Source organism: Agarivorans sp. QJM3NY_33, assembly GCF_050870865.2.
Lineage (GTDB): Bacteria > Pseudomonadota > Gammaproteobacteria > Enterobacterales > Celerinatantimonadaceae > Agarivorans.
Genome location: NZ_CP194039.2, coordinates 224,614 through 251,212, shown reverse-complemented (window position 1 = coordinate 251,212; position 26,599 = coordinate 224,614). Strand labels below are relative to the sequence as shown.

The window sequence follows — 26,599 nt, the reverse complement described above, 5'->3', positions numbered from 1 at the left end:
AATTAAAATCCCTGCGCACTTGCTAGTACTAATTCTTCTTCGGTGGTCTCTCTACGCAAAACATTTGCTGATAGCTTGCCGTTAGACATCACCAATATCCTGTCCGAAACCGCCATGATTTCCTTCAGATCGGTGGTGGAAAACAACACGCCTATCCCTTGCTCGGAAAGTTTAACCATCATTTCAAACACATCTGCTTTCGCCCCAACATCAATACCTCGAGTGGGCTCATCCAGCAGCAGCACTTTCGGCTCAGTGAGCAATGAACGACCGATCACTACTTTTTGTTGATTCCCGCCACTTAAAGCCTGAATTTCCACTTTCGGTGAAGAAACTTTAATCGACAATTTATCGATCGCTTCCGCAACCGCCTTGTCTTCTTCTTGCTCAGAGATAGCGAGCCCCTTTAAACGCTTCCAAAGGCTTGAAATTGTCAAGTTACTGGCCACCGAACTAACCGGGAAAATACCCGATTGTTTGCGATCTTCCGGGACCAATCCAATGCCCATTTTGACTCGGTCGGGAGTGGTGGTGGTGGCTCGAATAATTTTTCCATTTAAAGAAAAACGGCCAGCGTAAGTCGCTTTCCCAACCAAACACTCAAACAACTCGGTTCGCCCTGCCCCCATCAAGCCATAAATACCAACAATTTCCCCTTCTCGAACATAAAAGGTCACATCGTTGACCACTTTTGCTTCAGACTCATTAATATAAGTAATGCCCTCTGCCTCGAGAACTTTGACTCCAAACTCTCTATCTTCCGGAAGAAAATCGACCACCGGATCACTGCCTAACATTTGACGCACAATCCAGGGAACACTGATATCTTCAACCGCGGCTTCGGCTTGGAATTTGCCATCTCTTAAGATCGTGATGTAAGTGCCAATTTCCATCAGCTCTTCTAAACGGTGAGAAATATAAATTATCGAAACGCCTTGCGCGGTAAGGTCACGGATCACCTCAAACAGAATGTCGACTTCTTTTTTACTCAAGGCCGAAGTCGGCTCATCGAGGATCAATATGTCCACTTCAGTTGAGAGTGCCTTAGCTATTTCAACCAGCTGCTTTTGACCCACTTTAAGGTTGGCAACCAGGTCATTCGGATTAATATCTTGTTTCAGACGTGTCATGAGTTTTGCTGCAAGCTCACATTGACTCGCATTATCGATGGGAGAAATACCCTTCTGCTTCTCACGCCCAAGAAAAATATTCTCTGCAACCGTAAGATTTTCTGAAAGGTTCAACTCTTGATGAACCATACCAATGCCATGTTCAGCCGCACCACGAGTACTATCGAAAGCGATCGGCTGATCTGCGATAAACATTTGCCCTTCGGTTTGCTTCTGTACCCCTGCGAGTATCTTCATTAAGGTGGACTTACCAGCACCATTCTCACCGATAATCACGTTCACCGCGCCACGGTATACATTGTACGAAACACGGTCTAAGGCCTTGGTGCCAGGAAATACCATCGAGATATTTTCTGCCCTCATGATGATGTCTTTATTCATCGAATTCATGCCGACTACCTCTTCATAACTTCAAGAGGAATCACTTGTGTGACACCCATATTTTTATAAGTCACGGCCGCTAATACTTCGACCGGACTCCCGGCCCAAGAGCTATCAGGACGAGCAAAATTTTGGATTGCTTTTTTATTCAGCTCTTTTGATAAACGAGCAAACTGAACTTGGTTCTTAAAGTCGTCAAAATTAATGAAACTGGTCGCATCTCTAATGGAGTTGCCACGTACGATCGGGCCAATCTGTAACACCACATGTTGGTCACCGGTCACTACCGTCATTGTCGCGGCTTTTTTACTATCATCAACCTGGTCAACCACTCCACTAATGCGAACAAACTGGCTTTTGAGGCCGCCACTATTCCCCTGTTCAAGCGGTTTAGATTTGACCTTTGCTTCTTTTAAAATGTCCCCCCAAAATTTTTCTGCGAGCACCTCTGGTGTTAAATTTTGAAGAGATGCAGCCTCTTTTGCAGTCATCGGAATAATTGGTTTGCCATTTTGGTCCAACTTAACGACATCACATCCCAATAGCGCCACACAAAACAATGGAACTAAAGAAAACTTGCTTAAATTCATCACGCTCATGTTCTAACTATCCTTTACATACCACTGGATATTGCTGAGTAGAAAAAGGAGCTAAAGCAAGCCTTAGCTCCTATTGGATTTACTTCATTGCAAAGGTATCTAAGTTTTTCGCATTGCTTTCATCGATCAATAAACAATCCATTAATTGTTTTTCATCTAAGCCTGTGCTGCCAGTTTTAATATATTTGTCGGCCTGCACCATCGCCATTTGCGCTTGGTCCCAGGCTGGTTGTAAGACCGTTGCCTTAATATTTGCGCCCGCAATAATGGAATCTCGAACATAATCACTGCCGTCAAAACCCACCACAATCACATCGCTCCGGCCAGCCGCTTTAAGCGCAGCTTCGGCACCAAGAGCCATGGTATCGTTCCCCGAAATCACACCTTTAATATTTGGGTTGGCTTGTAAAATAGACTCCATGCGATTAAACGCTTCTGGCTGGCTCCAGTTTGCAGTTTGTTGAGCCACCATTTTCATGTCGGTGTAATCGTCGATTACATCATGGTAACCCTGAGAGCGAACATGGGCGTTGGTATCAGATTCACGACCTAAGAGTTCAACGAAATTCCCCTCTCCTCCCATCAATTCCACAAACTTCTCTGCGCCAAGCTGAGCACCTTGATAGTTGTTGGATACGATTTGAGAAACCGCAATACCTGTTTTATTAATTTCACGGTCAATCAAGAAGGCTGGAACCCCGGCTTTTTTAGCTTTTTCGAGAGCCCCGATAGTCACATCAGAACCCGCATTGTCGAGGATAATGGCCTTGGCATTTCTCGCGATTGCAGTTGAAATGAGCTGGTCTTGCTTGTTGGCATCATCATCGTGAGACGCTACCAAGGTTGTGTAGCCCAGCTCTTCTGCTTTCGCTTTTGCCCCCATCGCTTCCGCCTTAAAGAAAGGGTTATCGTGGGACGGCGTAATAATTGCTATTAAACCGTTATCAGCCATAGACAAGCTAGAGAAGGTAGTCGCTAACGCTAATGCGCTGATAGTTAGTATTTTATTTATCATTATAATCACCCCTTGAATATATATTCACGTAACGTTATTTATTCAAAATCAGCTTAGTGAATGATCCAAAATCTGTCCACATCGAGATGTACAAAACCTGAGCAGCATCACAGTCATTGAATATAAATTGCTCGTAACCGCACATCAAACGGTCCAAAAATAATACTGATAACGATCCATACGCCAGCCTGTTGGAAAGGATGAAACCAAGCCTTAATAATACTAATTAACTGATTTAAAAGGATTTATATATTGGAATAAAGTTGTATCCAGATAACGAAACATGCACAAATGAACTCATGAAAATCGCACCTGAAAGTGCTAAACTGCAACGATAGCATATATATTCATCGGTAATTTTAAATTCAAGTGGGCACGAAATATGACTTTAAGTAGCATTGAAGACATCATTGAAGATATTCGACTCGGGAAGATGGTCATCCTGATGGACGATGAAGATAGAGAAAATGAGGGTGACATATTAGTTGCTGCCGAGAACATCACTGCAGAGATGATTAATTTCATGGTGACTGAAGGTCGCGGACTACTATGTTTAACTATTACCGAACAACGCGCCCAGCAGCTTAAACTGCCCATTATGGTAAAAAATAATACCGAACAATATGGCACCAATTTTACCGTTTCCATTGAAGCCGCCACTGGAATTAGCACAGGGATCTCCGCTCAAGATAGAGCTCATACCATTAAGATGGCCAGCCGTGACGCTGCGCTGCCTTCAGATATCGTCTCTCCTGGACACGTTTTTCCTATCGTCGCCAAACCTGGTGGCGTATTAATCCGTGCGGGCCATACTGAAGCGGGATGTGATTTGGCAAAACTTGCAGGTCTTGAACCATCTTGTGCCATTATCGAAGTTCTGAATCCGGATGGCAGTATGGCCCGCCGGCCGCAGCTAGAAGAATTCGCAGCAAAACATGATATCAAGTTGGGAACCATTGCTGACTTAATCAAATTTCGATTAAAAACCGAAACAGTCGTGAAGTGTATTTTAGAGCAACATCTGAATACTCAACATGGCAGATTCAAACTCATGACCTATCAAGATACCATCGATCAACAGTTACATTACGCGCTAGTAAGCGAGCACTTTCAAAGTGACCAAGCCTGCGCCCCGCTGGTGCGAGTGCATGCGCTTAATTATCCACTCGATCTATTTAAGATCGATAGCAAGAAGTGGAATATTCAAGACGCCTTGGAGCAAATCCAAAGCAGTCTCACTGGTGGCATATTGGTACTCATTGGCCGACAACTCAGTGCCCAAGCTATTTTGAATCAGCTGAATCAAGGTAGCAACAACAGTCCATATGCAAGCAGTGAAATCGGCATCGGCTCGCAAATATTGCAACATTTAGGAGTGCATAAAATGCGTTTGTTAACTTCAAGCACGGTTAAGTATGGCGCGCTCTCTGGATTTGACCTCAGCATTGAAGATACCTTTCACAAATATGAAATCAGCCAAGATTAGCCCGCAACTACCGAACAACAATATAATTTGACCACCTTTGAAGCGTTTTTTTGACAGAAATGAGCTGGGGCAGTCACTCATGCAATCGCATCTTAAGATGGCTGTCTCGATAATTTCATCATTAGCAGTGCTGAGTGTTTTCAGCAATGGAGCATCATGTAGAACTGAACCCTGCGCAACATATAAAACCATTTGTTCGTGGTAACAAAATGAGCTTAACGTATCTTAAGATGGCTGTCTCGATAATTTCGCGATAATTTCCTCGATAATTTCCTCGATAATTTTATCATTAGCAGGGCAGAGTGTTTTCAGCAATGGAGCATCATGTAGAACTGAACCCTGCGCAACATATAAAACCATTTGTTCGTGGTAACAAAATGAGCTTAAGGACACCTTGGCAGCTTTTGAGGCCAGTAATAGACGAAATACCCGAGCAGCTTCCGTAAAAACAAAAGTTCAACAAGAGATGTTGATCTTACACAGACTTCGAGAGTGTCTACTGACAGCCAAAACCGCAGCATCAGATCAAGCCAGAGCTTGCTTGTCGATTTTGGGATTGTGATTATAGTTAGGCATAAAGCCTTTGGAGAGACGATGATTGCGCTCGGCAAGGCCTACCAAGGTCGTGCCGAGGAGAATTCAATCACGGCTCATCTTGAGCCCACCGTTATTCAAAAGGAGTCAAATCAATCCCTTCTAACTGGCAAACCGCTCGAATTGTTGGATGCGCCGACAGACGTTTTAAATAGGCAGCCAAATCTTCAAAATCTAAAGGCGAGGTCTTACTCGGTAATGACCATTCGGCCAACATAAACAAGAAGAAATCACATGCACTGATCTGCTCACCCAACAAGTATTGTTTACCCACTAACTGAGCATTAATCACTGCTAACGCTTCCGCGATCCGCTCATCTTGTGCCGCTACAATATTCGGAATGGCGCATGCATCGTCGGTGTGTCGGTGCGGATAGTAACGAACCATCAATTCCGCTTGAAGGGTATTATTTAAATAAGCTAACCACTGAAAAAACAAGGGGCGCAGCCTGCTCCCCAAGTCAGGAATAAGCTGGTGCTCGGGATGCTGTTCGCACAAATGTATGCAAATGGCAGTGCTTTCAAAAATTGCCCCCCCCTCATCAATCAGTGTCGGTATTCGCCCCACTGGATTTAGCTTTAGATACTCTGGCGATTTTTGAAAATTGGATTTCCGGTCAACCAGCAATAATTGATACTTGAGCTGCATATGAAACAACAAAAAATGCGGGGCTAAGCTTGCGTTATTTGGATAGTAGTAAAGTTGATACACGCTGATTTCCTATTCAATTTGTAAGCAATTCATATTGACCGATCCAAGCAAGGATTACACCTAGGCTTGATGACTTATGGCTGCATTTTTCACTAGCGCTGTATTTAAGCAAAGTTGAAAACGCTAGGTGTCGCCGCTGAAATAAATCCAGCGGTTACCCAGAGACCAACCACAAACCCTACCGGAAGGCCCCAGCTTAAATGAGGTCGGGGTCAAAAATGTGGTATCAACGTTGACTCATCAGGAAAAACTATCAATAAGATAGTTTGAAACAATTTCTTCTATCCACTCTTTATCATCATAATTACCTCATCGAAATCGCTTAAGGTTTTGTTTAAAGAAAAGAATTTATCTTATTCCTAAGCCATTTGAGTTGTTGTTTTTCTGCCAAATCGGCTTCATTCAAGCAATGCTAAGCGGCTGCGTCAGTCTATCCATACACGATGACCCGACAGCCATCTCTTCACCACCAAAGTCTATTTTTCTAGAGGTTTTATTTATGAGTTACGCAAGCGTGAATCCTTATACTGGCGACCTAATCAAAACATTTGCTGACGCGACCGACGACGAAGTCGAGCTGGCGCTAAACAATGCCAACCAAGCTTTTTTAAAGTGGCGTGAAACATCGTTTGCTCAGCGCGCAGAAATTTTACAACGCGCGGCCGATATACTAAGAGAGAACAAAACTAAATATGCCAAGATCCTAACCTTGGAAATGGGCAAACTGTTGCTTGAAGCTGAAGCCGAAGTCGAGCTATCCGCTCAGATCATGGAATACTATGTTAAACACTCAGAAACACTGCTCGCCCCAGAAACATTGCCAGTAGCAGACTCCAGTGAAGGTAAAGCAACCTTACACCATGAACCACTCGGCGTACTGCTAGCGATCGAACCCTGGAATTTTCCTTTCTATCAAATTGCCCGCATTTTGGCGCCACAACTATCTGCTGGCAATACTTTACTACTCAAACATGCTTCTAATGTTCCTCAAGCCGCAGCTGCATTTGCTAAATTGATGTCTGAAGCGGGTTTACCCAATGGCGCATTCCAACAGCTATATGCCACTCGCTCTCAAGTTGAAAAAATCATTAGCAGTCCACTTGTTCGCGGCGTAGCCTTGACGGGCTCAGAAGGTGCTGGGGCAGTTGTGGCCGCTCAAGCAGGTAAAGCAATGAAGAAATCAACCCTTGAACTTGGCGGCGCCGATGCTTTTGTAGTACTGCAAGATGCAGAACTCGAAAAAACCGTGAAATGGGCTGTATTTGGCCGTCACTGGAACGGTGGTCAAGTCTGCGTATCCTCGAAACGCATGATTATTGTCAAATCTGTCTATGATGAATTTCTAAGCCTGTATAGCCAAGGGGTTGCCGCATTAAAGGCTGGCGATCCGATGGATGTGGAAACAACATTAGCGCCTTTATCATCGCAAGCCGCCGCAGATGAAGTGAAACAGAAGATCCGAGAAGCGGTGGCTTATGGTGCTACGGCAACTGAAGTCGGCCCTAAAGTCCCAGAGCAGGGAGCTTTTGTACAGCCAACTATTTTAACCAACCTTACGGCCGATAATCCGGCTTACTATTGGGAATTCTTTGGACCAGTATCAATGATTTTACCCGCTAAAGATGAAGATGATGCGGTAAATATTGCCAACGATTCGCCATTTGGTTTAGGTGGCTCAGTATTCACTGCGGATGAAAAACGTGGCGAACAAATTGCCCACCGCATTTCTACTGGAATGGTTTTCGTGAACCATCCAACCATGGTAAAAGCAGATCTCCCCTTCGGAGGAATACGCAACTCCGGTTATGGTCGCGAACTGATTGGTTTAGGGGTCAAGGAGTTCGTCAACCATAAACTGGTGAATGTGGTTGATATCGACGCCCCTTTCTAGGATGAGCAGGAATTAAAAAACTGGGTGGTTACCACCCAGTTTTATTTGCAATGAATAAAGTCCACTGACTTTATAAAATTAAATGCTCGCTATCACCCATAACAGGCTGATGAATGCTTAAGCGGGATGATTAGAAAACACCTTTTCTAGCCACATCGCGCTGAGATACTGGCCATTTTTCTTCGCATACTGATCAAACACTCCCACTTGGCTAAATCCAAATTGTTGATGCAATCCAATCGATGCTGCATTTGGTAACGCGATACCAGAAAGCGCTCGATGAACATTCTGAGTAGCCAGTTCGCTAAAAAGACGCTGGTACAATAATGATCCCACGCGTTGCCCTTTTGCCCGTTCAAGTAAATAAATGGTCACCTCGACAGTATCGTCAAATGCTTCAATCGCCCGGTATTGTTGAGAACAAGCAAAACCCAAAATGTCATTCTCATGGCAGGCAACATAAAGCTGATATTTTGAGTCGGCCCGAAATTGTTCAAACCATTGCTGGCGATCCTCCAGCGTGAATATGCGCTCTTCAAAACGAGCGTAACTGTTCAATATATAAAAGTTAAATATATCGGTAATTGCAGCGATATCTGACTGCCGTCCAAACCTAATTTCCACGCACAATCCTTCTCTATAGCCAAGCTAAACAGACGCCAGCATCTTACAATGCGACAACTTAACTAGCGACTGTTTTGATGAACACATGAGCGGGCTAATAGGCTGAGCCGTCTTTATGTAATACCGACCAGGAACCATCCTTTTCATGAATCAAAGCGAGGTCATCATCAGGATATGCAACGGCATCGTCCAGCGTTCGATCCCCCACTTCTAGATAACTCACCTCAAACGCAGTCCGATTGATGAGTTGGTGGGCGATGCCTGTATTCGCCTTAAAACCCATACAGTCTCCGGCAGACATGAGAATTTCTTTTTCACCGTAAATCAAGGTTGGTGTTCCGCAAACAATGTATATAAATTCATCCTGTTTAGAATGATGATGCTTGAGTGCAGAGATCGAATGAGGTGCTAAAGTCGTCAGATTTACACCAAAATTCATCAATCCAAAGTAGTCACCTAACTTTCTTTTACGCCGGCTCTTAACCATCGACGCAAATGGCTCAGGATAGAGTGCTTTGGCGCTATTTTCTGGTATTAATTCGACATTGATCGGCTGAATATCCATCATTTAGTTACTCCATTTGCTGCTCGAATCCAGCCAAAAGTGTACTTGCAATAGCAGCCAAGTGCACTGAATTCGGCCTAAAATGAATGAACGCCCCACTCATCCGATTAGCCAACACAGCTAAAAACGCGTATACCCACGGTCACTCAAGCCAGTCACGCAAATTTCAAAATCCATTGGTCCGTCAATAGTACCCGCCCAGAGAGCTGGCTTTTCATTCCACTCAAAATAGAAAGGCCTAACTCATTGTCAGGCCCCCAAGCAGTCGTCAAGTCGTACCCTATGACTAATTTGCAGTAACAAACACATAGCGTTTATCTAAGTAAAACTTTAGTAGGTAGCCCATCGCCAAGCCAACGATACCTCCCACATACTTGGCCCCCTCTAGATCGACGAAACACAATGCAAAAAGCAATTCGGTCCCCCAAAATAGTACGGTGGTGATAACTCCCATAAAACTATATAAGATGAACTTTTGTATATCATCACCACGACTTTCGGTTTGAAAATAAAAAATGTAAGACTTATCTAACCAATATTTAAGCAATAACCCAACAAAAGTTCCCGTAAACAACGAAATATAAAACTGCCCCGGCCCTTTATAAATCTGATCACTCAACCACTGAGTGGTCAAATTCCCCCAAGTCGCGGCGATGGCGAATAAAATATACAGAACGATTAAACGAGAACTCAAAGCGACATCCTCTTAAATAGTATTTCTGGGATGAGCCGAATAATACTCATAATAAAGAACCAGAATCCAGGTAAGTAAGCCACGGAACGTCGCCGAGTAACCGCTTTTTTAATCCCTAGCCCAACTTGATCTGCCGATGCCCATAACAACCCCTTTTTAAAGTCTGCCGTCATGGGCGTATCAACGAAGCCAGGCTTAATGGTTAACACATCAACATTGTTGCGGTATAGCCGATTACGCAAGCCCTGTACAAAAATACTCAAAGCGCCTTTCGCCGCACCATACACATAATTGGATTGACGTCCCCGATCGCCAGCAACCGAGCTAATCACGGCAATGGTGCCGGCTTGCCAAGTCACAAAGCGGTTCGCAAGTTCAGTGAGTAGCGCGGCGGTACTCGTGAAGTTTGTTTCAATGGCGGCAAGAGTTGCATTCACCGACTGGCTGCAGTCTTGTTGATTTGGGAGCGTACCATGTGCAATCAGAGCCAGATCGAAACGTTGTAACTGAACTTGAGCATCATCAAGCGCTTTGATTTGAAATGCTAAATTATTGAGATCGCCACAACAGCTATGCACTCGCGATGCGCCCAATACTTCTGCGTTAGCACACACCGTTGATAACTTTTCTGCATCTCGAGCAATCAAGTAAATTTCGGCCTTTTCGACAGCGTACAAACGAATGACCGATTGAGCAATTGCCGAGGTTGCGCCAATGACTAATATTTTCATAATTCTGTTACCCGTCTCCAAAAACTGGAGCTATGTCTAGGATCCCTCAAGGCTTCCAGTTGACGCCACTGTGGATAATAATGTTGGAAATGCTCCGCTGACATGCGTGCATCTTTCGCTGGATACACCCGTCCACCATGATTGAAGGTGATATCGTCGAGCTTTTGCATTAATTGACGCGTTTTATCGCCTTGATTAGGAAAGTCTAAGGCTAGGGTGACTCCTTCTTGAGGGAACGACAGCAATCCTGGGGAGGCGACGGCACCAAACATTTTTAACACCGCCAAAAATGAGCCTGAGCCAGAAGCAGAGATTTCCGTTAGGATCGCTTTCATCCCTGCTTTCGCATCAGCCAGAGGGATCACACACTGATATTGGTAAAATCCCTTAGGTCCGTAGATCCGATTCCATTCACCCACAGCATCCAGAGGATAGAAAAACGGTTGATAATGAGTACGTTGTTGGTGAACCTTCTCCATCTGCTTATGGTAATAAGCAAAATTGAAGGCCTTCAGACTGAGTTTATTGATCAGTGAAATTGGCGGGGTCAACGGCACCGATAAGGAAAGACGAGGCGCTGACTTGACCCCTTGCGAGGCATGATTACCACGCATGAAAATACCTCGGCCAAGTGATGCGCCACTGGCCAAACAATCTATCCAAGCCACTGTGTAGTCATACTGTTGATCAGAGTCTTCGGCCAAAGAGAAAAACTCATCAAGATTACGGCATTTCACGTTCTCTGAATCAATCATATTCGAGCCGATCGCTTTAAGCCGAAACTCCACCCAAGTAATCACTCCAGTGAGACCTAGGCCACCAATCGTGGCACGAAACAATTCGCTATTTTGTTGCAGTGAACAAAGTAAACGTTCACCGTTAGAACGTAGTAATTCAAAACATTCAACATGTACCCCAAAGGTACCATCAACATGGTGATTTTTGCCGTGCACATCATTCGCAATCGCCCCGCCAACCGTGACAAATTGGGTACCGGGCGTCACCGGTAAAAACCAACCATGAGGAACAATACATGCTAAAACTTCACTCAGCAAAACCCCCGCTTCGCAAGTTAAACGCCCTTGCACTCGGTCAAATGACAGTAAACGTTTCAGCGGTCGAATGTTTAACAGACTTCCAGTGTGATTCAAACAACTGTCACCGTAACTACGGCCATTGCCATAGGGTAAAATATTGGTCTGCGCATCAACTTCCGGATATGGATTGTGATGACGCCAAAGAAAGGGAGACACATTCTGCTCAGCGTATGGCACCTGCCCCCAAGACTGAAATTCACTCATAATTTAAATCGCCATTAATATAATTGAAACTATACCCGAGCCTAAAACCAGGCTAGTTGGATCTTTGAGCGCAAACATAATCGGATCATCATGCATGTTGCCTCGGTGGGCGATCACCCATACTCGACTAATCCAATACAGCAGTACCGGACAAACCAGCCAAATTAATTGCGGATGAGTATAAAGAGCAGTAATTGTGGGGCTGTTAATATATAGCGCTAATACCAGCACCGATAAATAACCGCTCGCCGACCCTAAGGAAGCAATCAGCGTAATGTCGTCGGTTTCATAGCCTCTTCCGCGCAACTCCTGCTTCTGGGTTCGTTTCGCAACCATGAGTTCGGTATAGCGTTTCGCAATCGCCAAACTTAAAAAGAAAAAGACCGAAAACGACAACAGCCAGAAAGACAACGCAATGCCAACTGCAAAACCGCCCGCGATAATCCGAAAGGTGTACAGCATGGCCAGTGCCAGCACATCCAGCAGCACCACCCGTTTCAAGTAAAAGCTATATAACATTGTCAGCAGATAATAACCCGCTAAGACCTTGCCAAACATCGGCGGGAGCCAGCTCACAATAACCGCTGTAACCATTAACAGCAGCGGGATCATAAGCAAACCCAAAGGGATCGGCGTTTGCCCTGCGGCAAAAGGGCGTCGGCGTTTACTATGATGATGGCGGTCGTCGGTCAAATCGAGTAAATCGTTGAGTAAATATACGCTAGACGCACATAAACCACAGGCAACAAAAGCCGCTAAGGCTTTCAACCAAATATTTGGATCGGCAAACTGATGAGCAAAAAATAAAGGAACCATAACCAAACTGTTCTTTGCCCATTGATGCAAACGCATCGCTCGAATAGCACCACGCCAAACCCCTCGTTCTGGCAGAAAAACCCGCTCGATAGGGGCTAAAACACCAGCTTTTTTAAGCACCCCTTGCTTCGCGTTCACCACTAATGCACGACGCGCAGATCCCCATATCGACAAATCACTCTCGGAATTTCCGGCGTAATCATAACGCCCTGCACCATAAAGTTTATCGAGCAATACACGTTTGTTATTACCCACTAAATTTAGATGCAAGCTACTGCCAAAGGTGCTATCAAAACACCCTAAATGCTCTGAGACCTGAGTGGCTAAACCAAAATCCGACCCCGTTGCTAGGATCAATTTGCGCCCTAAGTTTTGTTGTTCCTTGAGATAATCTAACAATTCTAGGTGGTAGGGCATCACGGTCACATCCAACTCAACCCAGTTAGCCAACTGATGTTTAAAATAGGCCTTCCCCCGAATTACCCACCAAAATAAACGTAAAACTTGCAGTGGATGGCGGCGTAAAAATGCCATCAAAGATTCAAATAACAAATCAGTTTTTAACAGCGTTCCATCGAGATCGACCACCAAAGGACAAACACTCATCGTTGGATTTCCTTGTTGCTTATACCGCGATTCATTCTCAACATTTCCTTATTTCTTGTATGCTTACCGATGTTTAAAAGACACCGGTAAGCAAATTAGAACTATCGAGGCTTAACTTTCTTCGCTCGCGTCCAAGGCCGCGAGAGCTTCTTGCTCGCTGGCGAATGTCGTCCCGAGCGATTCGATATACCAAGTCTCAAAGCCTGCTTGTTGTGGTTCTAAATCCACGAATTCAGTTTCCCAGCGTTGTTCTGTTGGCAGGTAATAATGAATAATCACTTGATGAAGTTCTTCTAAGGTGAGTAAAGGCTTACTCTTATTCGCAGCAAACAAAGTAAACTGGTACACCCCGTCATCCACCAGCGTCATACTTAAGTTACCGCTGTCTGCCGCCGTATCCAGCTCAATCTCTTGAGCGATGGCGACTGAAGCATCGCCGCCAATATTGCTGCTTGGGCCCCAACTTTCATCAGCCAACTTAAACTGATAAGTCCCTTTGCTGAGATATACGACCAACGAATATCGTTTGGCCCCGCTGTACCCCATCGGTAAAGAAGTGCTCCAGCCATTCATCGAACCCCGTAAATATAGGGTTTTGGCATAAGGGCCGAGATCAACCTTGCCGTGAGTATCTTCATAAACCAGTAAGCTAGGATGCTCGAGATCCTTAGCATCTAAACTAAAGATGTAGCTGCCTGGATGTTCCACCGCAATAGTTAAGTCATCCGACTCGCCAGTACTGACAGCGACTTTCTGATCAACTTTAATATTTTTATTGTCTGATACGGCTATGCCATCCATTTTTAGTGCATAGGTCCCCGCTTGCTCAATACGAACTTTCAACTGATATTTATTTTTATCAAGATAAGCAAAACGTAAATCGCCTTTAATTTTCCAATGTTTCGGTAGGTATTCTAAGGCCACAGGTTTCGCCAAAGGCCCAGGTACTGGCTGCAAATGATGAAAGCGATACACCTGCCCTTGCTCATCAGACATGGTGAACAAACGAAACTCAAAGAGCTCATCACGAACAAAGATGTCGTTAAGATTTGCCGGGTTATCACTCTGCACTAAACCAAGTTTTCCATACGCCCCTCCCAAATTGAACGCCGTCCAATTAGCGTCAGAAAACTTGAATTCACTGCCTCCCATTTTAACCAGTCTAGTGGCTGCATAGGAGCCGTCAGCTTGCTTAAGCATTTGGTCAACGGCCGCCCATCCGTTCATCGAACCTCGCAAGAAAAAAGGTTGTTCAAGCGGGTCGACCATATGTGTCAAGGTCGGGGGTAAGGCTTGATCAACCGCATGCTCTTGCTTAGTCAACTGTTGCAGATTATTCACAAAAATATCGGATTTAAGACCGCCATCTTTGAGTTGGTGGCTTCCTTGTACTAAATGAGAGCGCTCAACCAAAAACGGTCGGTCAAACTGATAGCGCCCGGTTTTAACATCGAAAGACTCAAACACCACAAATTGTGCCGCATCATTATCGCCCCACGGTAGTTGGATCTGGTTCTGTTCCACCGCAAGTGGTCCGCGAAATGCCCCTTGGTCGCTAATCGCAAATGCCTGAGTACGACGATTGCCATTTTGGTAGTGCAAGGAGATTTCGTCAGGGATCCGTCGATCAACCACTAAATCAATCGACTGACTGAGTTGCAGACCCTGGGTATTCACCAAAGTAGCTGTCAACTCGACTTGAGTCCCATCGTCAATGCCAATAGGCGTCCAAAAAATCCTGTAAGGTGCTGACCAATCAGCTCCTAATTGAATTTCTTCTGTGCTCCCTTTTTCGTGATATGAAAACTCAATTTTAGCCAAATCAACTGCCGCTGGTTTCAATCCGTCAACCGTCACCTCTATACGACTGCGGGCACTAATCACATCCCCTCTATTGACCCCAGTAAATGAGAGTGCCGCCTCTGATAAATCCACCGCTTCGAGAGCAGTCTGCGACTTCCAGATAGCAAAACTAAGTGGAGCCAAACTTACTTCAACTTGATTATTTTGTTGCCGCGTTAGCTCTGCGGGATCCTCTTGATAGACTAACCGATAGGTTTGGCCCGTCGCATCCAAGCTCACTTGCTTAGCTTGATTGGCGGTATTAAAGACCACTAAATAATCCAAGCCTTCTTCAGGGATCACCCGTGAAAAGGCATATATGCCAGCACTTTCATCGTTATCGTCATAATAGCGCTCGAACTGCTTGCCTCGGCGTAACGCGGTCTCTGACTTAAATACATCAATGTATTTTTTCAGACTTAAGTACAAAGGATGCTGTAGGTCGAAATTGGCTTCTGCAGTCGTGGCATCTGTGGCCAACAGATCGTTGTCATTAAAAGACTCGGTTTGACTGGCCAACATATCTTCGCGCGCATCCCGATCCTCTCCGTCACCGACAAAACCTTGTTCATCTCCGTAATAAATCACAGGAACACCACGCGCGAAAAACATGAAAGCATGGGCCAACTTAAAACGTTTAATCAATTCGGCTTCAGAAGCTTCAGGTAAGTCCTTACGCAGGAAATAAGCAAACCGGCCCATATCATGGTTACCGACAAAATTGACTAGGGTGCCCGCATTCGATTTAGCACCAATATAATAATCGTCAGAAGAAAATAGATAATGCATCGCTTCGTTCGCTTGACCATTCGAAATAACGGAACGAACCACACCTTGAAAACTAAAATCGAATACCGAAGGCAAATTACCGACGGTCATGTACTCGCTGCGATTTTCGACGCTGTAATCGTAAACTTCCCCGAACATAAAAAAGTTTGGCTTTCCCTTTTGCTTCGCGTAATCCAAAATTTGCGGCGCCCACTCACGCCAAAAGCCAATATTGACATTGCGCACCGTATCGATACGAAAGCCATCGATCCCAGCATCAATCCAGTGCTTAAATATTTCCACCATGCCTTTGACGACCCGCGGGTCTTCGGTATTAAGGTCATCCATCCCTTCAAAATCACCATTCAAGGCATCTTCACCGGCAAAAGTCGTATCACCTTGATTGTGATAAACACTGATATCGTTCAACCAAGTGGGTTTTTTAATATTGGCAAAAGCTTCTGGCACAAAAGGGGTATAGGGTGATGTTTGACTTTCTTCGAGAGAGCGATAAGGACAAACCGTTTGCTTCGTCAAGAATTGACCTTGAGCATTATGACACTCTCGAAACTTGATGATGTCAGCGGTGTGATTGGTAATAACATCAAATAGTACTTTGATCCCTCGGCGATGCGCTTCATCAACAAAGTGCTGAAGATCTTGATTGCTCCCAAAGTGTGGATCGATCTGAGTAAAGTCAATGGTCCAATAACCATGATAAGCGGCAGACTCTGTGCCATCGGGCCCCACCTGTAAAGGCAGATTTTTAAGCACTGGCGACATCCAGATCGCGGTAATGCCTAACTGTTGAATATAATCGAGTTTTTGTTGTAAGCCCTTTAGATCTCCACCATGGTAATAACCGGTGTCGGACGGATTAAAGCTATGCTGGTAAATCGTCCCCTCGAGACCTCCGAGATCATTATCTTGGTCGCCGTTATAAAATCGATCGGGAAGTACAAAGTAGACCACTTCATCTTCCATTTTTCGTTCATTCATATTTCGCGGATCATAAACGTCCGCATTGGCGCGACATAACACCAACAGCGTGAATAACATCAAACCGTTCAGGCATAACCTTCGCCGAGCATCAATTTGCATAAATGTTGTCCTTATTAACTAAACGTATTCCATTCGGCCGGACACTACCGGCCTCGCTTAGCTTGTTAAGCTCTTGAGTGAAGACGCAAAAACTCCAGCGCCTCTTTCTCACTAAAAAAAGTTTGCTGAAAAGGAGCCAAGTACCACACCTGCATCCCCGTGGTCTCTCGATCCAAGGGGACCAATTCTCGCTCCCAGTGATCAACTTCGAAATAGTTCAAAATAAGGTGATGACTGGGTTCAAGTGACAAGGTAAACGCAGCATCATCAGCTACCTCAAGTAACAGCGTGTAAACCCCAGCAACTGGGATATCAAAACTCAATTTTTTACCCTGTTGACGCAATTGGCTGGATGCCAAACGGATGTCTGAGGTTTGTATATCTTTAAACTGAAAGTCGTAATGTCCTGGGGTTAATGACAACACCATTGCGTAGCAATTATCCCCCTGATAATCCATCCGCGAAGCTTGATTCCAGTCATGCAGACCGGATAATAACAACGGTTTTTTCAAGGGCCCCAATGCAGGTTTGGTAGCGCGGCTATAAAAAATAAAATGTTGCGGAACTGAAACACTAAGAGGCTCGTAAAGGTGATATTGCGCAAAGGTCTCACGTAATTGATAACGACTCTTCAAGGCATTGAGTATGTCTGAACTAAACCTCGCTTTGGCGTAAGCTGGCACGTTATCGAGGTCAAACAATAAAACCGCCCCCGCATAACGACGATCGAGTAACGATTCGACAACTGGCGAAGGATCCCATAGGCCTTGCCCTGCTAATTGCGTCATAATAAACGGTTGAAAACTTAAGGGCTGGCCTGCAACCGAGAGCAAGGTCATGTCCTCAGATATCACCTCTCCAGTGCGACTACGAAGCCAATCAACGACTCGATCTAACTGCTGTTGATGCGCCACTTCATTTCGAATATTTCGCTCCCCCATTGCCACTTTAAGACTTCTATAACTTGCTTTGAATTGACCGTGATATTTCAAACTATGAAAAGTTGTGACCGCGACAGCGAACATCAGCATCACGACTAAACCAGCCTTAGAGGCAATAAGCTGCGATTGGCGAATGATAATCAGCAGAACCAGTCCAAAGGCAATGCAAGCAAGCGCAAGAAACTCAATGTAATAGTTAAAATTAGAACCCACTTTACCAATTGAAAGCGCGGTTAAAAATGCAATCCCAAGGTAGATGATTATCAGTAAAATACGCGGGTCGAGCTGACTTCTCAGTGCTCGATATAACCAAAATGTTAACAACAACAAACTCGCGACTAAATATAGCCAATTGTCTCGAACCATTAGCCCGAGATACTTAGCGACATCCGACCAATAAAAATTATTTTTGTTCGCAATCACTAAATTTTGCCATGCTCCCCCCTCGCTGTTCCATACCAGGAGAGCCAAACCACTCGCGCCTAAAATTCCTATAGCGATGCTAAAACGGAATCCGTCTTGGCGCGATTTCAACAGAAGGTAAAGAGCAACAGCCATCGGTGCGGCTAAAGTCGATTGCTTAGTAAATGCAGCCAAACAAAACCACAAGATAGCCACCCAAAGCCCATCTTGTTTTGGATAACGCCAGATAAACCAAGCCAATCCACAGAGCGTTAATAGCAACGCGAGCATGTCTACCCGCATCAGCGCGGCCCACATATACACGTAGTCCAATCCTAGAAATGCAGCCCCACTCAGCATCGCGACAAATAGCCGTGTTTTTTTAGAAATATCTAGATTATTCGACAAACTGAATACACAACAGGCGATGACCGCCGCAGCACCCCAGGTACTCATAAATGACACCAGCCGTCCCGCTTGTAAAAACGACCCAACGAACGGAGTGAGCGCAAGAGAAAAGTAATGAAAAACAGGAGGGTAGTTGGCCACCGTATAGGGAGCTTGCGAAAAGTCATGATAAATATTAAGCCCCTGCCCCAGTAAAATAGTCTGAGACAAAATTGGCCCTTCCCCATAATCAAGCTCATAGGGGTAGGCAAGCGCTAACATCCCATCTTTCAACAAAATATAAGCATCAAAAAGTAAACTTCCAGATAGCAATGCTAAAAAAAAAGCACCGGCCCAAAACCGTAATCTAAAGCCGCGCATATAACCGAACCTTTTCGAATTTAAGATAAGCATTCATAAACCATTCGAGAATGGCATCCATAAATAAAAACTAACTAAACACAGACAAATAAATCAACGCAGGTTGCAAATAACAATAAAAACAATAGCAAAATAACAAACTTATTACAGATGAAATTAATAAATACACAAGAATAAAAAATAAAATAGCGTTGAAAACGCTTTATCAAAGTACAAAATAAACATGAAAACGATTTCCTGACTTTATTATTAATAATAACGTAGACACTAAATCAAAGTTAACTTAGAATCCGTCACCAGTAACATAAACCAAATAAATACATTAGTGATACTCATATAATATGAATATCACTAAGAAAGAATCACACCTCTAGTTATATATTTATATATTAAATACTGGTGAAAATGGATTTGAGATCGACGACAGGGATAGATAAGAAACAATGAAAATAGGATATTTTTCAAGCATAGCGCTGCTAATTTTTATGAGCCCATTATCTATTGCAAACAATAATATCTATAAGGATATTTCGGACCCCAATAGATCGCCTGAAGATGAGTTTATCTACTTTGTTCTACTAGACCGCTTTGCAAATGGAAATCCAGATAACGATAACGCTTATATTAAAGGTTCTCGCAGCGAACATGGTTTTGACCCAAGCAACGAAGACTACTACCATGGCGGTGACCTCCAAGGACTGAGTGAGCATTTAGATTATCTAGAAAATTTAGGCGTTACTGCGCTGTGGTTGAGTCCTGTGTTCAAAAACCACACTATCAGAGTTAACTCAGACTTAGTTGAATCAGCCTCCTATCACGGCTATTGGGTCGAAGACTATCTCAATGTAGACCCTCATTTAGGTACGAATGCCGAGCTCAAATCACTGATTGAAAATGCTCACGCAAGAGGGATTAAAATATATCTAGACCTGGTACTCAACCATACGTTTGATGCCATCAAGTTTCGAGAATGTCATGATGAACAAGGAGCATTTGCAAATCCGCCTTTTGTAATAAACCATGGCAATACACAAGTAAATTATTACGACTGCACATATCGCGGGCCAGATTCCGGCCACCCTTATACCCCCTTTCTACCTGAGCCATACAAATCTATCAAACACCCAGCCTGGCTAAACGATATCAGTAATTACCACAACTATGGTGATACTAATCACGCTGGTGAAAGCGCTCTGCTTGGGGATTTCAATGGTGGCGATGACTTAAATACCAGCAAACCAGAAGTGATCAACGGACTGATTGATATCACAAAGTTTTGGATGAAGAACTTCAATATCGATGGATTTCGAGTCGATACGGTTAAAAATATCGAAATCGAATTTTGGCAAACCTGGAATAATGAGATCCAGTCATACGCCAAACAACTGGGTAAACCCAACTTTTTTATTTTTGGCGAAGCTTTTGATTACAGTGCAGCGGGTCGTAGCAAGTATTTAAAAGCCGGGCATTTCCCCTCTTTACTCGATTTTGGTATCCAAGGTACCATTCGCAGTGTGTTTTCAAAGCATGAATCGCCGGAACAACTTGACTCACTATTTTTGAATGATGACTTCTATATCACGCCAAATACCCAAACCAATACCTTGGCGAATTTCATTGGAAACCACGACATTGGCCGATTTGCATATTTTGTTGGCTTAGAAAACAAGGGCATCTCAGCGCAAGAGCAACTCAAGCGAGTAGAAGTCGCCAATGCCTTTATGTTTTTTGCTCGAGGGATACCAACCCTATATTACGGCGATGAACAGGGTTTTGTTGGCACAGGGCCTGATAAAGAGTCACGTGTCGATATGTTCAAAACCAAGACTCAAAGCTATGCCACAACCCCACTACTTGGCACCAACAAGACCGCCGCAGACTCAAACTTTGATTATAACCATCCGCTATTTAAAAGTATTCGAGCGTACGCCCAGTTATATAAAAATGAACCCGCGCTACGACGTGGAGCAATGTATCCCTTGTATCACGATAGTGATGGTCCCGGTATTTACGCCTTCTCTCGAGTGTTAAAACAAGAGAGTATCGATTATCTCATCGTATTTAATTCCGCCACAACAGAGAAACAAGTCTCACTGCCAGTAAGCCGTCCCAGTTACCAATTACTACTGACAAATAGCAAGCTGAATGAAGCCATGAAGCCAGACCAGAACGGGAAACTGAACTTACATCTACCAGGGCTCAGCTTCGCCGTATATAAGGCCGAGCAAACCGTCCCTTCGGCCCCCAACACCGCAACAGTAAAGTTTGACACCCCTATTAAAACTGAAGTTCTCAGTGGTCAAGTTCATCTCAAAGTCAGCCTGGATGGCCTCACCACCCCCCTACAAAGCAGTGCCGTTCGTTTTTATGTAAATACCGGTGATGGGTTTCATTTTATCGGCACTGATACCGCACCACCTTATCGCTTGTTCTGGGATGCATCGCATACCAACAACGGTGCTCAAGTCACATTCAAAGCCATCGCCGAACTCAACAACCGAGAAATAGAAGTGAGCACATCCAATCTGGTTGATAGTCGCTTACCTTCTCCAATTACTCTGTACTACCAAAACGGCAATGCACGTGACTCACTGTTTATCATTGATGATCATGGACAACTCGCGACCGAAAAGGCTAATGCAAAGCAGGGGGCCCACTACGTTTGGCATGACAACGTCAAAACTATCGGCTTGTTCCCTGCCACTCGCAACCATCATCAATTCAGGTTCGATCGGCCAATCTTTATTAATCGTTCACAATTACTTCAGTATTCGACAGAGGATCCTGACGGCAGTCTTAAGGCGACGCTCTTCATCGACAATAATGGCGACATTTCTCAGCACAAACAAACGAGCAACAATAAGCCGCAAAGCCTCAAGTTTTCAGCGGATCCTACAAGCCAGTTTACTGACTTAACTTTCTTCCTAAGGGGGTCCATGAACGGATGGGGTTTAGCCGATGAAATGATAAACCAAGGCAATGGACAGTATTCGGTGAGCAAAATGCTTGATAAAGGAACCATAGAATTCAAATTTGCCGACCAGAGTTGGACCAAAATGAACGTAGGACTTCCTTTCGCAGAACAAGGTTTATCGAATTCAGAAGTATCGGAGAATATATTTAGTTCAATAGATAAGCGCCAGTTATATAACTTTTACTACTTTGCCTATGATGACATTAAGTTCCATTTACTACTGCCTGATCCAGGACCATTCGGGCAGACAATTCAGCTATACAGTGATCTTTGGCATGATCAAGGCGCCAAGAGTCTTCGCTATATGGGGGACAACTTCTACCAATTAAACTTCTCCACATTAAAACCAGGCTTGTATCAGATGGGCGAACATTCAAATCCATTATCCTCCGAGCACTCGAGCGCAATCCAACTGAAGCCAAATGTTCGAACGCCAATTAATAATTTCCAGTCTTTAGTACTGGATATTCCGGCCGCAGCCAATTACAGCATCCGATTTAACTACCAAAATGGTGGTCCTACGATTGCCGTGATGACACAACAAAATAAAAGTATTGATTATGGTCCCCTTAACAAAAAGGTTTTTGTTCGCGGCAGCATGAATGCTTGGGAGACAACCATTCCCTTAAATTACGGAGGAGACCTTATTTACCGTGGTCTGTTATTCCTAAAACAGGGAAACTACGAGTTTAAAGTTTCCGACAACAATTGGAGCGCAGCGGTCAACATTGGAACTCAGCCTACCGGAAATCATACGCAGCAACTTGCTCAGGAAAAAACCTTATACAATGGTTCTGATAGCGAGAATATTAAAACCCAAATTAAGCAAACCGGTACCTACAACTTTACCCTCAATGCATCAAACCCCAGCCTCCCGACCTTAGTCATCGAAGAATCGAATAAATTCATCGTTCATTACTATTTGCCAAATAAGCAGCAATGGGACATTCAAATATTGGATTCCGGCGACAATACACAAGGCTCGGAAATCTGGTATATCGACCAATTACAGCAATACTTTGAAACCCAAGAAGAAGCAATGACCGCCTTAAACAATATTCACTAATGGAGTCTATCAATGAAAAAAATATCTTTAATTTTGTGCGTATTTACCATTTGTTGTGGCAGCTCAACTGCATATGCCGATTGTAACCCGGCTTCAGGGACAAAAGCCGCTTGCCAACAGATCCAAGAAAACGAAGCGATTAAAGGCGCGGCCAAGAAAAACATTCTTGAAATGTTAAAAAGTAAACCCAAAAAGCAATAGTTGGAAGTAGCACTATGGCAGCCAATCCTCACCGAGGGGCGGGTTTCGCTTGAGTGCTTTTTCAGCCCGATGTTATTTATTGAGGTAAAGCTGGCCATGTGTCATCGAGTTGAACCATGGCAGCGCTAAATAATCAATCACCAGCCATCCGCTCAAAGCGATTTACGTTTGGTTACACCCCATTTGCTTAACGAACCAAATGCTATACCACAGACTTCAATTAACTATTTTTGTCTCCAGCGAAAATTAAATACAAACAGCACTCTCTATCATGCAATGGCCAAACCTCAGCGAGGCCTTTTAATTAGACTCGCTAAGAAGCTGGCCAAATGCAGTGGTTTACGTCCACTGAGTTGTTCGATTTGATAAGCACAGCCAAAGCCATTACTGATAATCGTCGCCTCGGTTTGCTGGGCCAGTGCAGGAAGCAGACCTTGCGCAGCCATGGCATGAGCCTGATCGATGTGTTCCGACTCTAAGCCAAAGGTACCCGCCATACCGCAGCAAGTGGACTCGATCATCTTAAACTGTAGGCCTGCTACTAAGCGCAATACTCGACGCATCGATTTCATAGCGCCGACCGCCTTTTGATGACAGTGACCATGCACCAGCAGCGGCTTTGATTGCGGTTCAGCAACCAGCTTTAAGGCGAAATCAGCCATCTGACTTTCGCGAGCTAAAAACTCTTCAAAAAGCAGCGCTTTTTTAGCGGTTTGTTCAGCCGCCTCCCCCAAACCAAGTGTTAAGAATTCATCCCGTAACATCAGTAGCGATGAGGGCTCTAAACCGATAATCGGGCGCTCAAAATGCACATGGACCACCAGTGCTTCCAACAAGTAGCTGGCCTGTTGACGAGCGCTATCAATCAAGCCTTTACTGAACAAAGTTCGACCCGAATCCAAAACCCTATCGGCTTGCGACTCCGGATGAACCAGCCACACCACATAACCGGCGCTACGCAATACGTGCAAGGCGTCATCAGCCTGTTTGGGGTGAAATAATGCAGTAAAAGGGTCAATCCATAACACCACCGAACGCGGAGGTCGGGCGCTCAATGACTGATAGGGATAGTAAACTCGTTTTTCTGGAGCAAAGCGTCGAGTCGCCAGCTCAGGCAAGGCGATACGCGCGCTAATACCCAGCCAATGATCGCTAAGTTTCGCAAGATAAGCAGCCCGATTACGCAAACCAATCAACTTCCCCAACCACCGATGCCGATAGAGCAACTGCGGCAGATGCGCAAATAGCCAATCGCGCCGCGACAACGGCTGTTGCACCAACTTTTGAGCCAGATATTCGGCCTTAATTTGTGCCATGTCGAGGTTACTCTCACACTCGCGCTTGCAGCCCTTACACGCCACGCAACTATCCATCGATTGATCTAAAGCGGCCATTAACTGAGGCTCTGGTTCACAAGCCAGATCACGATTCAAATATTGCTTAAGTAGCCGAACTCTCCCTCCAGGAGACTGCTCTGGATCCTGAGTGATCCGAAAACTAGGACACATCACACCACGTTGATTACGCTCACAATGACCGCTGCCAATGCAAACCGCCACCGCTTTAGCAAAGTCGCCACCCTGCTTAGGGATTCCAGCATAGGCATCACCCATGCCTTGCTCTGCAAAAGCTGACCAATCCAGTTTATTATCCATTGATGCGACGCTCGTGTGTTGTCATAGTTAAAGAGCGTTATCAAGAAGTATGCCTAGAGGAATCAGGGGGTAGCCCGCCATTTAGCCCTTGGCAAGCGAGCTTTGTCGTTTGTCATACCCACAATTGAAGGTCAATGTCACAATCCAGACACATCGCAAAAATGAGTACCACTGTCGCTAAGCCTAGCCGCTGAAATAAGCGGCCTCTGGATCCAGAGGCCGTGAAGTAAACTATTTAAACGTGGAAATTCGCCAATAGTTTTTTAATGCTATTGCTAAGATCGTTCAGTTGCTCACTGGCTAACTGCACATTTTCTGCATTAGAGGTAATTTCATTAGACAAGGAAAATATTTCAGTTACGTTGCGACTCACATCAGAAGCAACCATATTTTGCTCATCCGATGCGGCAGCTATTTGCAAGTTCATATCATTAATTTGATTAATATTCTCGAGTATCTCTTCTAGAGTTTGGTTCGCCAGTTGTGACTCTTCAATGGTTGATTGAAGCGCCTCTTGACTGGATAGCATTGAACCGCTTGCGTTAGAAGAGGCTGCTTGTAATTCTTCAATAATCCGTTCTATTTCGATGGTAGATTCCTGAGTACGTTGTGCGAGATTACGAACCTCGTCGGCGACCACCGCGAAGCCCCGACCTTGCTCGCCCGCACGGGCTGCTTCAATCGCCGCATTAAGCGCTAATAGATTGGTTTGCTCTGCAATGCCCTTAATCACGTCGAGCACCGAACCAATGGTGTCACTTTGAGTACTCACATGAGTAATTTTATCGGCAGTTGCGGTCATTTCATCATTCAGTTGATTAATTTGCGAAGCAGTATTTAGCACCATTTGGTCGCCTTTTTTCGCCAATTCCGAACAACTTCGCGTATGTTCGGCGGTTTTGTTGGCACTTTTGGCGACTTCATTAGTCGCTGATGACATCTCATTCAAAGCCGTTGCAGCTTGTTCTGTTTCAGATAATTGGCGCTGAATGGCGGCTAGGTTATTACTGGCAGAATCTTTGATGCCAGAAGAGGTGGTAGCCAGTTCCGTGGCATTATCGACCACATTGCCAATCAAGCCCTGCAACTGCTCAATAAAATGATTAAAGTTTGTGGCTAGCTGTCCTACTTCGTCATCGCGTTTCACTTCCAATCTTTTGGTTAAATCTCCGCCCCCCGCCGCGATGGTGGCTAAGGCATCCGCGACCACCTTAATCGGACCAACCACAAATTTAGACAACGTAAACCAACTGGTGGCTTGTAAAGTAATTAACAAGACAACCGCAATCGCCACAAAAGTAAATTTGACCATGTTAAGCAAGGCATCATTGCTATCGGTTCTAAAGGTCACTGCCAGCTTACCGATCGGATCGTTACCACTCCAAACTACCTCGACATCTTGGCTCACCAGTGCCGAGCTATCGGGAGTGGGGCCACTTTCGGTCACTTCGGCCAATAACTTACCACGATGGTCAAAAGCAGTGATCGAATGAATAATTGGATCATCAATAAAACCTGCGGAAATATCCCGAATAAGATCTTTATCATAAGAGAAAATCGGCTCACGCAGAACAATACTGAAGGTCTTTTTCAGTCCAGAGATCTCTTGCGCTTCGACTCGCTCAAAATAATTGATTGCGAGGGAATAACTCACTGAAAAGACAATAAGCATCACCACAAGCGAGGTGCTTGAGAGCATCAGCATCGACTTATGAGTAATTGATTTCATCACTTAC

The 26,599-nt window shown here is 44.6% G+C and carries 18 protein-coding genes; 4 read left to right on the top strand and 14 right to left on the bottom strand.

What is annotated here, in order from left to right:
* Positions 1–2 precede the first annotated feature (2 nt).
* The 3 genes from ACRRSY_RS01100 to ACRRSY_RS01090 all read right to left on the bottom strand — a co-directional run bounded on the left by ACRRSY_RS01100 (position 3) and on the right by ACRRSY_RS01090 (position 3,125).
* Positions 3–1,520, bottom strand: coding sequence for a sugar ABC transporter ATP-binding protein (locus tag ACRRSY_RS01100; RefSeq protein ID WP_432455048.1), 1,518 nt, complete (start codon positions 1,518–1,520; stop codon positions 3–5).
* 5 nt (positions 1,521–1,525) lie between these two features.
* Positions 1,526–2,110: a DUF2291 family protein gene (locus tag ACRRSY_RS01095; protein WP_432455049.1), complete on the bottom strand. Its 585-nt coding sequence runs from the start codon at positions 2,108–2,110 to the stop codon at positions 1,526–1,528.
* A 79-nt stretch (positions 2,111–2,189) separates the two neighbouring features.
* Positions 2,190–3,125: a D-ribose ABC transporter substrate-binding protein gene (locus ACRRSY_RS01090; protein ID WP_432455050.1), complete on the bottom strand. Its 936-nt coding sequence runs from the start codon at positions 3,123–3,125 to the stop codon at positions 2,190–2,192.
* A 382-nt stretch (positions 3,126–3,507) separates the two neighbouring features.
* Between ACRRSY_RS01090 and ribB the strand changes: the two genes are divergently transcribed.
* The gene (gene ribB, locus ACRRSY_RS01085) at positions 3,508–4,611 is read left to right on the top strand and encodes a 3,4-dihydroxy-2-butanone-4-phosphate synthase (RefSeq protein WP_432464192.1); all 1,104 of its coding nucleotides are present in this window, start codon (positions 3,508–3,510) and stop codon (positions 4,609–4,611) included.
* A gap of 667 nt (positions 4,612–5,278) precedes the next feature.
* Here the strand turns inward: ribB and ACRRSY_RS01080 are convergent.
* Entirely contained in the window at positions 5,279–5,917 is a 639-nt protein-coding gene (locus tag ACRRSY_RS01080) for a glutathione S-transferase family protein (protein WP_432460662.1), read from the bottom strand.
* Positions 5,918–6,416: 499 nt separating this feature from the next.
* On the opposite strand from ACRRSY_RS01080, the gene ACRRSY_RS01075 reads away from it, so the two are divergent.
* Entirely contained in the window at positions 6,417–7,808 is a 1,392-nt protein-coding gene (locus ACRRSY_RS01075) for an NAD-dependent succinate-semialdehyde dehydrogenase (RefSeq protein ID WP_432464191.1), read from the top strand.
* A gap of 117 nt (positions 7,809–7,925) precedes the next feature.
* Here the strand turns inward: ACRRSY_RS01075 and ACRRSY_RS01070 are convergent, their stop codons facing one another.
* From ACRRSY_RS01070 to ACRRSY_RS01035, 8 genes are all read right to left on the bottom strand, one after another.
* Positions 7,926–8,432, bottom strand: a complete 507-nt coding sequence (locus tag ACRRSY_RS01070) for a GNAT family N-acetyltransferase (RefSeq protein WP_432455054.1) — start codon at positions 8,430–8,432, stop codon at positions 7,926–7,928.
* Between the two features lie 94 nt (positions 8,433–8,526).
* Positions 8,527–9,000: a cupin domain-containing protein gene (locus ACRRSY_RS01065; RefSeq protein ID WP_432460660.1), complete on the bottom strand. Its 474-nt coding sequence runs from the start codon at positions 8,998–9,000 to the stop codon at positions 8,527–8,529.
* 283 nt (positions 9,001–9,283) lie between these two features.
* The gene (locus tag ACRRSY_RS01060) at positions 9,284–9,691 is read right to left on the bottom strand and encodes a GtrA family protein (RefSeq protein ID WP_432455056.1); all 408 of its coding nucleotides are present in this window, start codon (positions 9,689–9,691) and stop codon (positions 9,284–9,286) included.
* On the bottom strand, positions 9,688–10,422 hold the full coding sequence (locus ACRRSY_RS01055) for an SDR family oxidoreductase (protein WP_432460659.1): 735 nt from the start codon (positions 10,420–10,422) through the stop codon (positions 9,688–9,690). The genes ACRRSY_RS01060 and ACRRSY_RS01055 overlap by 4 nt, the downstream gene beginning before the upstream one ends.
* Positions 10,419–11,723 carry an FAD-binding protein gene (locus ACRRSY_RS01050; protein WP_432464190.1) on the bottom strand — a complete coding sequence of 435 codons (1,305 nt, stop codon included), beginning with the start codon at positions 11,721–11,723 and terminating at the stop codon, positions 10,419–10,421. Before ACRRSY_RS01050 ends, ACRRSY_RS01055 begins: the two co-directional genes overlap by 4 nt.
* A 3-nt stretch (positions 11,724–11,726) precedes the next feature.
* Positions 11,727–13,145, bottom strand: a complete 1,419-nt coding sequence (locus tag ACRRSY_RS01045) for a UbiA family prenyltransferase (RefSeq protein ID WP_432464189.1) — start codon at positions 13,143–13,145, stop codon at positions 11,727–11,729.
* Positions 13,146–13,256: 111 nt separating this feature from the next.
* A complete protein-coding gene (locus tag ACRRSY_RS01040; protein ID WP_432464188.1) occupies positions 13,257–16,856 on the bottom strand; it encodes an alpha-amylase family glycosyl hydrolase in 3,600 nt (1,199 codons plus the stop codon).
* A gap of 65 nt (positions 16,857–16,921) precedes the next feature.
* On the bottom strand, positions 16,922–18,967 hold the full coding sequence (locus tag ACRRSY_RS01035; RefSeq protein WP_432464187.1) for a hypothetical protein: 2,046 nt from the start codon (positions 18,965–18,967) through the stop codon (positions 16,922–16,924).
* Between the two features lie 485 nt (positions 18,968–19,452).
* Between ACRRSY_RS01035 and ACRRSY_RS01030 the strand changes: the two genes are divergently transcribed.
* Positions 19,453–23,007: an alpha-amylase family glycosyl hydrolase gene (locus ACRRSY_RS01030; RefSeq protein WP_432464186.1), complete on the top strand. Its 3,555-nt coding sequence runs from the start codon at positions 19,453–19,455 to the stop codon at positions 23,005–23,007.
* A gap of 12 nt (positions 23,008–23,019) precedes the next feature.
* Entirely contained in the window at positions 23,020–23,208 is a 189-nt protein-coding gene (locus ACRRSY_RS01025; RefSeq protein ID WP_432460653.1) for a hypothetical protein, read from the top strand.
* A gap of 287 nt (positions 23,209–23,495) precedes the next feature.
* On the opposite strand, the gene ACRRSY_RS01020 is transcribed toward ACRRSY_RS01025, so the two are convergent.
* Positions 23,496–24,863: a (Fe-S)-binding protein gene (locus ACRRSY_RS01020; protein WP_432464185.1), complete on the bottom strand. Its 1,368-nt coding sequence runs from the start codon at positions 24,861–24,863 to the stop codon at positions 23,496–23,498.
* Positions 24,864–25,098: 235 nt separating this feature from the next.
* A complete protein-coding gene (locus ACRRSY_RS01015; protein WP_432456117.1) occupies positions 25,099–26,592 on the bottom strand; it encodes a methyl-accepting chemotaxis protein in 1,494 nt (497 codons plus the stop codon).
* Positions 26,593–26,599: the final 7 nt, after the last annotated feature.